Source organism: Streptococcus sp. SS4 (genome assembly GCF_030440125.1).
Taxonomy (GTDB): domain Bacteria; phylum Bacillota; class Bacilli; order Lactobacillales; family Streptococcaceae; genus Streptococcus.
Map to the genome: position 1 here is coordinate 146539 of NZ_JAQFJM010000004.1, position 12395 is coordinate 158933.

Sequence of the window (12395 nt, forward strand, 5' to 3'; positions counted from 1 at the left end):
AACTTCAACCCAAAAGTTAGATTTATTCTGTCAAACTTTTAGGGTTTTATTTCATTTCTTAATTTCTTTTTTAATTTAGAAAAAGAAATTACCTTTGCCTACAAGGAGGTGAATTTTTCCAAATATTTTTGGAAAAAGAGGATGCAATCCTAGCCATCTGCAAGACCACAATAATAATGACTCTGTCATTATGTATATTGTGTTATAAGCAGTGTCAGACTCTGCTGACTGTCTCCATCATCTTCTAAAAAATTCATCATAATCTGTTTTTTAATTTTCAACTTATCAGACATAATTAATAAATGAAAGGAGAAAGTTATGGACAATGCATATACTATTTCAGCTCACTTTGGAAAAAAGATGAGTCGTGATCATAATATTCGTAATCGCAACATAACCAACTCGGAGGATCATATAGACCCCGAAGGTTATTTTAAAATCATAGAAGACCGACCTATAAAACAGGCTTATTATAAAATTTTCGGACAGGCCATGCTTGAATATAATGCAAAACAAACTCGGTCTGATAGACAAATTATAGACTATCATACGAAAGTACTTTCAGCTTATAAACGTGATCCCAATCGCAATCCTGCTACCAGCCACGAAGCGATTTTTACAATAGGAAATGTTAACCATCATCCCACAATCGCTAAATCAGAAAAAATTCTCACAGATTTTTTAGAACAATTCAAAAATAATAATCCTAACTCCATCGTTTTCGGTGCCTATTTTCACGCAGATGAACCTGGTTCTGCCCCTCATCTTCATGTTGATTTCATATTGATCAAACGACAAAATAAAAGAGGTTTAAGCATTCAAGTCGGTCAAGAAGGTGCCCTTAAAGAAATGGGCTACTACACAACAGGTTCTAAAAAAAATAAGGATTTAGTAACAGCACAGACGAGATGGCAAGCAGCTCAACGCGAACTACTTCGAACAACGGCTAGAAATCATGGAGTTCAAGTTCAAGAAAGTGGCAAATCTAAAACAATAGCTAACCATCTGGATACTGAGATTTACAAACGAACTACAAAACTTAAAAACTTAGATCAAAAAATTGAGGAGAAAAAGATGTGGGCTGAAAATGCTAAATCTGAAGCAGAGAAAAATAAAAAGGAGCTGTCAGAAATCTTGAGAACTAAACAAGAGTTAGACATTGAAATTCAGATGAAAAAAGCAAATCTTGAAGAGATTACTAAAATTAAAAAGAAAAATAAAGAATTAAGAGAGAAAAATACTTTTTTAAAGAAATCAATTAATATTCTGCAAGAGAGTATCGATCTAGCCGAAAGTTGCATCAAAACATATTTACTAAAAAATAAAGAGAACCTATGGAATATATTTAAACAAAAACTGTCTGAAACATTTGGTTCTAAAAAATACGAACGTTATAATATTATTCGTCATGATACAGAATTAAATGAAAAGCTTGCACAACACGAACGAGATTACTTAGAGGGCGAAAGACGTGATCCACCCCCTACTTCGCTATTTGGATATGATGCTAAAACAGATAATGAATCAGATTTTCATTGTGAAGAATTGACTATTGAAAATAAAAATTTATAAAAAGGTTAATTCTCGTATTTTTTCTACGACTAATATCAAACATAGCATGCCTTTTTATTATCCTAGAGATTGTAGACTTACACAAGGGCTCCCCAAAACGTGATATTACATAATCTTTATCATCATTCTTGATTTGAACTTCTCGCCATTTTTTAAGTATTGTAATTGTAAAATCATCTAATATTATACGCAAAAGCTATTTTGTACATTTTATCTATACTCTACTTTGGATTTACTATTTTGGTGAAAGATTGAGTAAGAGATTCTTTAACAAACTCATCTGATAAAACTGTCGCTCTTTCTTTTTGTTTTTAATTTGTCAAAAGTTTATTTGCTTCTTCTCGTATTTGGTTCTCGGTTTGTTTTGAAATAGATTGTGAACCAATCTTATAGCCAATCATAACAATAAAACTTATTACGATTAAACCTCTACTCCAACCAGAAATCGAGCCTTCACTTTGTTAAACATGACACACTTCTTTATTAGTGAAAGCCACATCATATCAAGATTAGTTTGGAGATTTTATCATATGATTAACTACAAATTATGGTATACTAACGATAATAAATTGTTATCGGTAGGAGTGGGAAAAATGGATGATAAAACATGCTTTGTAGTTATGGGTTACGGAGTAAAGAAAATCCCTGGGACGTTGGTGAAGCTAAACTTAGATGATATATATTTTAAGTTTATAAAGCCAGTTTTATCACAGAATAATTTGAACTCCATTTACTCCACAAATGCATATCGAGGTGATGAAGTTCCTACTTCTGTAGCTATTAATAAAAATTTCATTACATCTATTTTTTTAGCTGATATAGTAATTGCTGATATAAGTACTCTGAATCAAAATGCGATCTATGAGTTAGGACTTCGTCATGCAATGAAACCTAAGTCTACAATTATTCTTTGTGAGGAAATTACGATTCGCAAATATCCATTTTTTGATATCTCAATGAGTCCACAGATAAGATATCATAGAAAGAAAATATTATCGGATGAAAACTATAGAAAATCCGTTCAGGAGCAATTGGAAAAAACTTTAATAGCTTGTTTAAATTCTAATCCAGAATACATTGATAGTCCTGTATTTGATTATAATTTATATAGAATTGAACCATTAATTCAATTGTCAAAAAACGAAGATACAGAAGGCGACTCGATAAGGATTATGATTCAAGAAGCTGAAAATTTGAAGGAAAATATGCAGTTTGAAGAAGCCGAGAAAAAGTATCTTCAGATTTTAAACTTATCTTTTGATGAGGACATATTGTCTCAATACATTTTATGTCGCTATAAAAAAGATATAACCATAGAAAATCTACTTTCGACCTTATCATACATTGATAAAAAAATAGACTTAACCACCTCTACAAATGAAAACTTGCTAGGTATTGTTGCAGCGATAAATAAGCAAATTTTTGCACTTAATAGAGAATGTAAGTTCTTAGAACAAGCTAGAAGATATTACAAAAATGGTTCAAATTTTGAGAGTGGGAATCTATATTGTGCTAGAAATTACTGTGCCCTTTTATTAAAACAATATCGTATATCTAAGGACATCGAATCAGTAAAAGAATACTATTACTCTGCTGTTCATTTTGCTAAAACTTGCTTAACAGAATTACAATTTCTCAAACGAGAGGAAACTGAGCTCGATGATATTTGGTTTAATGAAAATGTTAAAGATTTGACTTTAATTGCATTTGGTACTGACGAATCAATTATTAAATTTAAGCCTATTACAAAAAGGCAAGAAGAGACTGTTACCTCAGGTCGTAAAGAGCTAAAGGAAGATTATTACGAAACTCTAAAAATAATAAAAGGGAAGTGAGTCAATTTACTCACTTCCCTTTTAAAATCTCTTATCTCTTGATAATTTCCAATAATGTAAACCTAGTGGTGTCAAACGACAAGACTTGCTGTTCATAGCAGCAAAATACATGTGTTCCTCCCCAACAGGTTCGATCAAACCAACACTTTCATATAGTTGCAATTCTTTAAATTTGTCTACATTTGTTTGCTGAGCAAACGGCTCTTTATATTCATGAGTAATATCAGGTGTATTGGTAAATTCAAATGATGGGTCTAATTGAAATTCAGAAGTTGGTTCCACAAAGTAATGATGAAGTTTTCGTAATACCTTTTTGGACACTTTAGCTTCAACAGTTCTGATAGGTAAAAATCCTGTAATATTTGTTTTAAATAGTGGTCTTTGTTCCCACACTCCAAGTGACTGATCTACAAAAGAATATAAACTAGCAGGAGTGATATTTCCGCTAACATCTGCTGCTCCACCTTTTAGAGCCTGAATAAGTAATTCAGTAAATACACCATGACCAGTTATTCCGTCTTCAATGGCAACCTCATCTCGATTGCTTGCTGTTAAAATCGTAACGCCTTTTCCAATAATAGCATCCGGGGAATCTATAGCACTAAAATCTCCTAACTTCCCAGAATAACAACAATCTAAAATGATAATTTTATTCCGACTTTTAGAGATATTCGCTAGTCGAAGTATTTCATTCATAGAAATACCCATATCATAGCCATTAAAATCTGGCGTTACAATTTGACCAGCCATCTCATCTGTTCCATGACCTGAGAAATAAAAAAGTGCAATATCAGATTCTCCCTCTTTAAATAAAGAATGAAGGTCCTCCAATAACTCTGCTTTTGTTTGTACATTACGTTTTAGCTTAACACTGAAATTAGGAGAACCATCCTCGTTTGTCTCTAATAATTTCGCTATCTCCTCTGCATCATTTACACATCCTCTTAATGGAGCCTGAGAATATGCATCAATACCAACAATTAATGCCTTATTTTTTAGCATAAATTGTACCTCACAATTGTTTTATCCATGCGCTAATCTTTTCCCAATTCCAATCTACTACAGGAATATAGCCACATTCATTTGGAATCGTTACATCACTATGATTTTTATTACCATAAATTGCAAATAGTGGTATCCCCTCATCAGTAGCACAATTCATTTCCCAAATTTGCCCATTGGCTTGCTTGGTATTCCGAGTGATGATAGAAATCATACCATCACAGCCTCTAATCCTTGCTCTACATCTAGTTTTCCATTGTGAATCCCACGGTTGCTTAACAGACATATCCACAAATTCAAATGGGGAGTTCGTATTTCGTGATTGTCCTTTTAGTAAATCTCGAAGATTTTCATCCTCAATTGCAAAGCTTATAAAGATTCTTTTCATCTAAATTCTCCTAAAAATGTACTCTGTCTCATTATACCACTTTAGAAAACGCTTTATACTATTTTCCCTTCAATTTTATTAAATTTTTGTTCCAATGTCTTTTTCCAAAAGTGTATTTCTTTTTCCAAAGTATTTTCAAAGAAGTAATCGATTTGCTTAGTATTTTCTAAAGTGAAGTCTGATATGGAAACAATTTTTTTATCATCCTTTAAAATACCATCAATACGTAAATTCTTTTGCTTAATGATTAGAATAGGAATATTATTTGAAATTGCCATAGCACCTTCAATTTGACAAAATGAGCTAGTAATCCATTTCCCATCTAATGATTGTTCTTCAGCCTCAAAAAACTTTTCATCCTGAACTGCTCCTTTTTTTAAAATTCCAGATTGAATATACGTATGTCCAAAAGCTAAAATAACCATTCCATAACATCTTTTTATCATTTCATTAAGAACAGTTAGAGATTCATATGGTGAATAGTCTTTCGCTTGCAATGTTATGCTTTCTATATTGTACTTATCTAGGGTACTTTTTAGTTTGTCTATAAAATACTGTTGTTCTTTAGTAAATGGATTAGGTCTACTGAAAAATACTCTTATTTTTTTGTTATTCACGCCATTTCTCCTACCGATAACAATTTATTATCACTATACGAAGCACTCAAATAGGTTTATAATAGCATGATTATTGATAAAGGAGATTTTTATGGATTATAAACTTATTTCTACTTACTTAGATTATTGCAAAACTCATAAGCGTTTGAGTTCACACACGATTCGCGCTTATAAGAATGATCTTATGCAATTTTATAACTCAGACTATGATAATGTCGAATCCTATATAGAACAGTTGACACGATCTAACATAAAAACGAATACATTAAGAAGAAAAATTGCTTGTATGAAGGTGTTTTATAACTATCTAAAATACCAGAACATAATTGAAGAGAATCCCTTCAATCAATTGCGCTTTCAATTTAGAACTGAAAAAGTATTGCCTAAAACGATTCCATATGACATTCTGAAAAGCATTTTTATATATTTAGAACGGAAAGTAATTGTATCTAAAACTGACTATCAAAAACAACACGCTGAAAGAAATCTACTAATTATTTCACTTTTACTTTCAACAGGCATCAGAATTTCTGAACTTTGCCACATTCATCTCAAAGACATTAATCTGTCCAACAAGACACTCCATATTATAGGAAAGGGTAAGAAAGAACGTATCCTATTTTTAGGAGATCAAAAAACATTCAATTTATTAGAAACATATATAAATAAAACAAGAAATGAATCCAATGATTTCTTGTTTCCAGGGAAACATTCACTTAAACCATTGTCAGAGCAAAGTGTACGTTTAGTAATAAAGAGAATCGTTGAACAAAATAACTTTTCTAGAACTATTACACCGCATATGTTTAGACATAGCTTTGCGACAATGCTTCTAGATAGTGATGTAGATATTCGATATATTCAACAAATTCTTGGACATAGTTCTATATCAATCACACAAATCTATACTCACGTATCTCATTCAAAACAAAAAGAAATACTTAGTTCTTTTAATCCCGTATCAGTAATTCATTCTGAAATCGAGTAAGAGACATTTCCAAAGTCTACAGTTCACTTCATCTTAAATTAATTTTTTTAGTTCGACTTTAGTTAATAGATTTTATACTCAACAAAAGCAAAAAACATATAAAACTTCACTTTGAATCAGCATTTATACTATATTCCGTATTAAGGACTCCATAATTGTTTTTCTAAAATACATCTTTCAAATATCCTTAAATATAATAAAAAGAGATGGGCAAAATCTCAATTCCTGAAGAAAATGGAGTAAATCTTCCCACAAGAAAACGCATAATTTCAAGTTTTTCAACACCTGATACTATGCGTTTTTTGGTTCTAAAAAATTTTCGCCCACCTTAAACAACTAACAAAAGTCATAAGTAGACTATATTTTAAAATTTTTGTTCTAACAACCATTTCGATTAGTTAAATCTTTAAATCTTTCTTCTCCAGATTTAAGCATATCCTTTTCTACCTGACTCCACTCTCCAAACAATAATTCATGAAGAACAGCTGCTGCTGATATTTCATCATCTCTCGAATCGTAAACACAGGTCCTATCTCGTTGATAGATTTGGATTTGTTCAAAGATACCTAATTGCTCCAGCTGGTGGGTATTCTCAACTAGATTGTTCACTATCAGATCATGATGTTCTTTTGGAGTTGCGCGTGCTTGATTTGGATTGATAGCGTACAGTTCTTCGTATCGGATAAGGGTGCTCAGATAGGACAGCTTAGGCTTTGTCGCAATCAAGGCTAATTGTACTTCATATCCCTTACTTTTCAAGAGTTGTGCTGTTTCCTTTGGAACGTCAATCGTTCGTAAAGTTCCCTCTATCAAAAGATTGTATCCCAAATGACTCAATTCTGTTACTAAAGACTCTACCATTTTGCCTGCAAAATCTTTGGTGTATTCAACACTGTCTTTGCCATATTCTTGCTGCAGTTCTAAATAGTGTGGATGCTGAGAACGAAAACTATCGCCATCTATGATAACAATATTTCCTTGAAATTCTTTCTGTTTAATACGATGAATTGTAGTCTTACCGGCACCACTTTGCCCTCCAAGCAAAATCGCTATAGGTTGCTTACTGGACTTTTTTCCTCTTGTCAGAGAACGAAGATTCCTTGCTAAAGCATGTTTGAATTCGCTACCAGTATAATCTTGGATTTCCATTAGGCTACCATCCGTTTTTCAGATATCTCTAACATACGTTCAATTCCATCCAAATAGCCGCTATATCTCTCTATTTCATCAAAAGTTTCTACTAAATAGATATTCGTATGAATCAAGTCAGATAGATCATTACTCATTAAAATCCAAGGATTAGATTCATCATCAATGCTAATTCCCTGACTATCTTGATAACGATAGAGTCGAGATAGTAGATTAGCACCTCTTTCTTTCACAATTTCAATTTTTAAAGTCAATTCATAATCTTCAACAGGATTGAGCATTTTATCTTCTCCTACAATATCGACATAAGATACATTAAACTTCTGACAAATGATGTCTATTAGTTCTGTAGATACTGAACTGGTTCCATTTTCATAACGGCTCAAGCTATTTCGAGAAATTCCTATAATTCGGGCAAATTCGGGTTGTGTTAAGCCATATGTTTTACGTAAGGATTTTATGTTTTTTCCAATCATAGCAAACTCCTTTTATTTGATACCACCATTATAACATTTAGAAAAAGCAAATGCACCATTTTTGGTGCGTTATTGACTATTTTTCCTAAATCTCTCTAAATTCTTCTCTAATTGTTCCTTATGAAGTTGATTCTTAGCTTCCTTTAATGTGTCGTCCAAAGTTTCTTCTCTATAAGTTGATTCTCTTTTAAGTTGTTCGGTTTCTTGATTTGGAGTGAAAATGATATCTATCAGTAGGTCTATTTTTTCAGGATCTGGGACGGACATATCAGATAGTCGATGAATTAGCTTCTTAAATATATCACCATTGTCTTGGTTTTTCTTAAAAAATGTTGTAAACATCTATAATCTCTAAAAAAAGCAGCCTATCAGGACTGCTTAGTATAATTCGGAAATCGCATCATAAATGGACTGCAATTTCTTAGATTCTCTTTTGCGGCCTTGACTTCTTTATCAATCATTAGGTCATTTGAGCCGGCCACTTGTTGGATAGTGTCTAAAGCTTGTTTGAGTTCTTCTTCATCCTGACCAAAGACACCAATCAAGAAGACTGTTTGAAACAGTTTATCTCCTGTCTCTGTCATGGTTTTTAATAGCTCCTCAGCTTCATCGATATTGCTTTCTAATACATGACCTACTTTTTCCAAATAGATACCTGTACGAGCTAGTTTTTGTTGTTCCCCAACCTTTTGGGATTCCATCAAGGTCTTCTTTGTTCGTAGTTTCTTCATGGCATCTGCTTTGGTCGAACTTTGTGCATGGAGACTCACAATCTTTTGATACAAACGATTCAATTCACTTGGATAGTGAAACTCTCCCGCAAACATTTTTCTGGTTAACTCAATCCAGCTGATATTTCTTTCAGTCAAAATAATGGACAAGTTCTCCCAAAATCGTTCAGCCATATTGCTTCTCCTTTAGCTAGATAAATAATGTGTTTGTGCCATGTAAATCAATTGTTTCGTATCTCTTGGCAATAGAGCTCTAGCCTCTTCCAAATTCAGATTTGAATAAACTCGCTTATTTGAAACCGCAAGAGGAAGTCTGATGGTTAGTTCAGGATTTTTTAAAATCATCTCAACGAAATCCGTTAATCTTAGATTGTCACGGTTCTTAAATCGTAATAAATTGGGAGATAAATACTCAAAACAATCTGAAGAATAGCTCATCATTTCAATTAATCTGTCCTTTGTCATTTCAGAAATAGAATGAGGAGTGACCTCTATGCCATACTTTTGAAAGAAATCCAAAAGAAGTTGATTTCTTTGGCTATTTTTACTTAGATAGAGATCAATCATGAGAGACCTCCCAAAGATTCGGTTCCCTTTGATATTCTGAGACGATTAAGGAATCTAATAAATTTGCGAAGTTAATCGGTTTATTGTCTTCATCATAAGATTTTACAGTTACTTGGGTTGTAAGTATTCCCTCTTTTCCCTCGGCTCGATAGCCTTGTCCATATAAAACAAAAACAAGATTTTGATGATCATCTACAAAGGCATCAGCTCCGTTCTTTATATCCTGACTTTCAAGGAATTCCATAATGTTTTGAAGATAGGATTCATAAAATAGTGGATAAATGAACAAAATAGTTTTGGAGGTATTGATCAATTTATCATAATTGATTCAATTTCTGAATCGCAAAGTGAACTATCTGAGCACTTTTTTGATAATCAAAAGAAATTAGGATTCTCACATCCCAAATCATATGCAAAATGTTATGTATACGGAAAAGTCATTCATATAGTCGAAAAAATAATTCTAATTGGATTGAACTTATTGTTAAGGACAATTTTGACTTTACAGTCAAACTCCAATATAGTAAAAAAAGCGTTCATATTTCAATCTCATAGTAGATGATATGATAAACAAAACCAGTCTAAAATAGAAAAACCAAAAAAACTGCCAAAAATAAATTTGGCAGTTTTTTTGGTAGGGAACCTATTAATTCAAACAGTTTCTCATAATCGCTTATCGCAATAAAAAACCGATATAGTAGGATTCCGCAATTAAATAGCTATATGACTATTATTTAAGACTAATTATATCTCCCGCATTTACTAATAACAGTAAAGTGCTTCTTCAGAAAAACTTATATTAAATTCGTATTAAGCATATAGTAAACATACTAAGATTAGTAGTGAAGAAATCTCCGACAGGAGAGAGTACTCACTACTTTTTCTTTGTATTGAAGTAGTGGTGTCTTGTTAAGTCGTGACTTCTTTTGGCGCTAGACGTTGCTTGATAAACTGGCAAGACACCTTGTTTTAGGTGGAATTTGATCAAAGTATGTGGGACGCTAAACGTCGCGTATTGAGAATAAAATCACTAAAACATGGAATTATTCAAGACAAAAGAGATAATGTCATGCGTGCAGTATTTGGAATTGATATAAGTAAAACAAGTTCTGAGGTAGCAATTTTAGTCAACGGTGAGAAGGTTCATGGCTACACCATACTCAATGATACCATTGGATTCAATCGCCTGTTGAGCGACTTGAAAACTGTTCATAGCCCTGAGATTATATTTGAGGCTACAGGCGTCTATTCTCGACGTCTTCAAGCCTTCCTTGAGGAATATAGTTACGCTTACACATAGCTAAATCCACTGGAAGCTAAGAAGCAATTGAACAGTTTGTGAGTTCGTAAAACAGATAAAATTGACGCTGAAAAGTTGGCTAATTCTCAGCTTGTGGACAATCGTAAACCAACTTACGTGCAGGAAGAAGTTTATCAACACCTGCGTGATTTAAGCCGTTTCTATCAAAATATGACAGAGGATCTTGTTCGAACTAAAAACCGTCTGTACAAGGTCCTACAAGTCACCTTTCCTGAATTGGAAAATCTATTATCCACACCTACTGGAGAGCAATATTGGAACTTAGTGATGGCTTTTCTATGCAAAGAGTTTGTATTAAGCCTATCTCAAAGTAACTTGTGTAAGATTATCCATCAATCTACCTCCAAACGCATCTCTGAAAAGCGTATTGCTTACCTAACTGATAAACTCGTCGAACTGGCTAATAGGTCTTATTGTGCGGTCAAGAAAACCTCTCCCATGATGGAAGAGGTCCGTTACTATGCTCAAGAATTGCTTCGTCTTTCTGAACGCAGACAAGTTGTCTTAAACAACATGGTAGCTCTAGTTCAGCCTTTACCAGAGTATGACATCTTACGGTCAATTCCTGGCATCGCAGAAACCACAGTAACATCTATCATTGGCGAATTGGGAGATATGCGTTGCTTTCAGTCTATCAATCCCTGCCATATCGCTGACTTTTATGAGAAACGAAAAAGACAGTACCTTCAACAGATTCTCATGCAGTTCCTTCAATACATCGTCTCATTCAGACAATGTTTTACCTCTAGTACTGACCTTTATCATCCCTGCTAAAAAAACTGTCAAGTTTGACTATCCATTTAATTGTATCTCCTTATAAATAAGGTCTCGTTTTTTGAGTGATTAATTTCCAAGTTACTATGAAGAATATAGCATTGGCTTTAAACACCCCTTCACAGAATATTTTGTGTCTAAAAATTATTGATTTATTTTAGGCCTGAAAGGTACTTAAAATTATATCCTTTCCCCTTTATTCATTCTAAATACTATTTAAATACTACACTTTCTGAGTTGAATAATAGTTTACCACTAGAGAAACGAAGTTGAGAACTCCTTAAAAATCTTTTTTCAATCACTTCATCTACTGCAGCATCGTCAAAATGGATAACTTCTCCGACTTTTTTCAAGCATCCAGCTTCACTTGAATCAAGCAAGCTGAAGATTTTCGCTAGATCTGGAACTTCACCGACACCAGCATATTTAAACAATTCGGCTAGAGGAATGTAATTGGTGAGTGTCTTAAGTGGTAAATTCTGAATGTATTCCCTGCACCCTTTCATGAAGGCTAATTTTTTTACTTCATTTTGTTGACGACTATTTGTCAAACTAGAAATCCTTACTTGGACTTCTTTTGAAGCTAGGTTATTTTGTCCCGCAAGCAACATATCAAATAACATATATTGATAGTACGTTGATATTACATCTTTAGCTATGGATTTAGCTTCAGTCTCTGGTTTTCCCTCTTCGATTAGCTTTCTCCAGAGTTTATCAGAAATATCTCTGGTTGCCTGATAAAACCATGGTGATCCAAACTTCTTATATCGAGTAATTGCAAATGGCCCTTCCGAGTCAATCATATACTCAATAATGGTTCGGCATAGGTCATCATTAAATTCATAAATAAATGATTCTAACTTTTCTTCTAGGTCTTCTAAAGTAATTATCTTTGGATTATTGGCTGCTGTTGTCATTGTCCTACTCTTATTTTCAATCAAAAAAATTGGTATTTACTTCGTTACATTTGATTCG

11 protein-coding genes and 6 pseudogenes are annotated in these 12395 nt (G+C 33.1%); 4 read left to right on the plus strand and 13 right to left on the minus strand.

Annotation, left to right across the window (positions count from 1 at the left end; translation table 11 throughout):
- Window positions 1-318: 318 nt before the first annotated feature.
- Entirely contained in the window at window positions 319-1572 is a 1254-nt protein-coding gene (locus PCY16_RS04905) for a hypothetical protein (protein ID WP_301354231.1), read from the plus strand.
- Between the two features lie 43 nt (window positions 1573-1615).
- On the opposite strand, the pseudogene PCY16_RS04910 reads toward PCY16_RS04905, so the two are convergent.
- Window positions 1616-1762: pseudogene (locus PCY16_RS04910) on the minus strand (site-specific integrase); the annotation flags it as partial.
- A gap of 46 nt (window positions 1763-1808) precedes the next feature.
- Window positions 1809-2041: pseudogene (locus PCY16_RS04915) on the minus strand (peptidylprolyl isomerase); the annotation flags it as partial.
- Between the two features lie 124 nt (window positions 2042-2165).
- Between PCY16_RS04915 and PCY16_RS04920 the strand changes: the two are divergent.
- The gene (locus PCY16_RS04920; RefSeq protein ID WP_301354233.1) at window positions 2166-3407 is read left to right on the plus strand and encodes a hypothetical protein; all 1242 of its coding nucleotides are present in this window, start codon (window positions 2166-2168) and stop codon (window positions 3405-3407) included.
- A 21-nt stretch (window positions 3408-3428) separates the two neighbouring features.
- Here PCY16_RS04920 and PCY16_RS04925 read toward each other — a convergent pair whose 3' ends face one another.
- From PCY16_RS04925 to PCY16_RS04935, 3 genes are read right to left on the minus strand one after another with little or no spacing between them, the layout of a single operon-like run.
- The gene (locus PCY16_RS04925; RefSeq protein WP_301354235.1) at window positions 3429-4409 is read right to left on the minus strand and encodes a caspase family protein; all 981 of its coding nucleotides are present in this window, start codon (window positions 4407-4409) and stop codon (window positions 3429-3431) included.
- Between the two features lie 10 nt (window positions 4410-4419).
- A complete protein-coding gene (locus tag PCY16_RS04930) occupies window positions 4420-4797 on the minus strand; it encodes a hypothetical protein (protein ID WP_301354237.1) in 378 nt (125 codons plus the stop codon).
- A 53-nt stretch (window positions 4798-4850) separates the two neighbouring features.
- Window positions 4851-5414: a hypothetical protein gene (locus PCY16_RS04935; RefSeq protein ID WP_301354239.1), complete on the minus strand. Its 564-nt coding sequence runs from the start codon at window positions 5412-5414 to the stop codon at window positions 4851-4853.
- Window positions 5415-5505: 91 nt separating this feature from the next.
- Here PCY16_RS04935 and PCY16_RS04940 point away from each other — a divergent pair, with 91 nt between their 5' ends.
- Window positions 5506-6402, plus strand: a complete 897-nt coding sequence (locus PCY16_RS04940) for a tyrosine-type recombinase/integrase (protein ID WP_020903355.1) — start codon at window positions 5506-5508, stop codon at window positions 6400-6402.
- A 378-nt stretch (window positions 6403-6780) separates the two neighbouring features.
- Here the strand turns inward: PCY16_RS04940 and pezT are convergent, their stop codons facing one another.
- From pezT to PCY16_RS04975, 7 genes and pseudogenes are all read right to left on the minus strand, one after another.
- A complete protein-coding gene (gene pezT / locus PCY16_RS04945) occupies window positions 6781-7551 on the minus strand; it encodes a type II toxin-antitoxin system toxin PezT (protein WP_301354242.1) in 771 nt (256 codons plus the stop codon).
- Window positions 7551-8027, minus strand: coding sequence for a type II toxin-antitoxin system antitoxin PezA (pezA, locus tag PCY16_RS04950; RefSeq protein WP_070839266.1), 477 nt, complete (start codon window positions 8025-8027; stop codon window positions 7551-7553). The genes pezT and pezA overlap by 1 nt, the downstream gene beginning before the upstream one ends.
- Window positions 8028-8096: 69 nt before the next feature.
- Window positions 8097-8369: a hypothetical protein gene (locus PCY16_RS04955; protein WP_301354245.1), complete on the minus strand. Its 273-nt coding sequence runs from the start codon at window positions 8367-8369 to the stop codon at window positions 8097-8099.
- A 110-nt stretch (window positions 8370-8479) separates the two neighbouring features.
- Window positions 8480-8800, minus strand: a pseudogene (locus tag PCY16_RS04960) (hypothetical protein); the annotation flags it as partial.
- Window positions 8798-8932 (minus strand): annotated as a pseudogene (locus tag PCY16_RS04965) (transcriptional regulator); the annotation flags it as partial. The pseudogenes PCY16_RS04960 and PCY16_RS04965, both read right to left, overlap by 3 nt.
- A gap of 12 nt (window positions 8933-8944) precedes the next feature.
- Complete coding sequence (locus tag PCY16_RS04970) at window positions 8945-9325, minus strand: hypothetical protein (RefSeq protein WP_301354247.1); 381 nt, start codon at window positions 9323-9325, stop codon at window positions 8945-8947.
- A pseudogene (locus PCY16_RS04975) lies at window positions 9318-9605 on the minus strand (hypothetical protein); the annotation flags it as partial. The pseudogene PCY16_RS04975 and the gene PCY16_RS04970, both read right to left, overlap by 8 nt.
- A 789-nt stretch (window positions 9606-10394) precedes the next feature.
- Between PCY16_RS04975 and PCY16_RS04980 the strand changes: the two are divergent.
- A pseudogene (locus PCY16_RS04980) lies at window positions 10395-11395 on the plus strand (IS110 family transposase).
- Window positions 11396-11632: 237 nt separating this feature from the next.
- On the opposite strand, the gene PCY16_RS04985 reads toward PCY16_RS04980, so the two are convergent.
- Window positions 11633-12337, minus strand: a complete 705-nt coding sequence (locus PCY16_RS04985; protein ID WP_301354249.1) for a hypothetical protein — start codon at window positions 12335-12337, stop codon at window positions 11633-11635.
- Window positions 12338-12395 lie beyond the last annotated feature (58 nt).

Coding starts and splice junctions, on each gene's coding strand:
- PCY16_RS04905 (WP_301354231.1), top strand. CDS start 319: ATGGACAATGCATATACTATTTCAGCTCACTTTGGAAAAAAGATGAGT.
- PCY16_RS04920 (WP_301354233.1), top strand. CDS start 2,166: ATGGATGATAAAACATGCTTTGTAGTTATGGGTTACGGAGTAAAGAAA.
- PCY16_RS04925 (WP_301354235.1), bottom strand. CDS start 4,409: ATGCTAAAAAATAAGGCATTAATTGTTGGTATTGATGCATATTCTCAG.
- PCY16_RS04930 (WP_301354237.1), bottom strand. CDS start 4,797: ATGAAAAGAATCTTTATAAGCTTTGCAATTGAGGATGAAAATCTTCGA.
- PCY16_RS04940 (WP_020903355.1), top strand. CDS start 5,506: ATGGATTATAAACTTATTTCTACTTACTTAGATTATTGCAAAACTCAT.
- pezT (WP_301354242.1), bottom strand. CDS start 7,551: ATGGAAATCCAAGATTATACTGGTAGCGAATTCAAACATGCTTTAGCA.
- pezA (WP_070839266.1), bottom strand. CDS start 8,027: ATGATTGGAAAAAACATAAAATCCTTACGTAAAACATATGGCTTAACA.
- PCY16_RS04955 (WP_301354245.1), bottom strand. CDS start 8,369: ATGTTTACAACATTTTTTAAGAAAAACCAAGACAATGGTGATATATTT.
- PCY16_RS04970 (WP_301354247.1), bottom strand. CDS start 9,325: ATGATTGATCTCTATCTAAGTAAAAATAGCCAAAGAAATCAACTTCTT.
- PCY16_RS04985 (WP_301354249.1), bottom strand. CDS start 12,337: ATGACAACAGCAGCCAATAATCCAAAGATAATTACTTTAGAAGACCTA.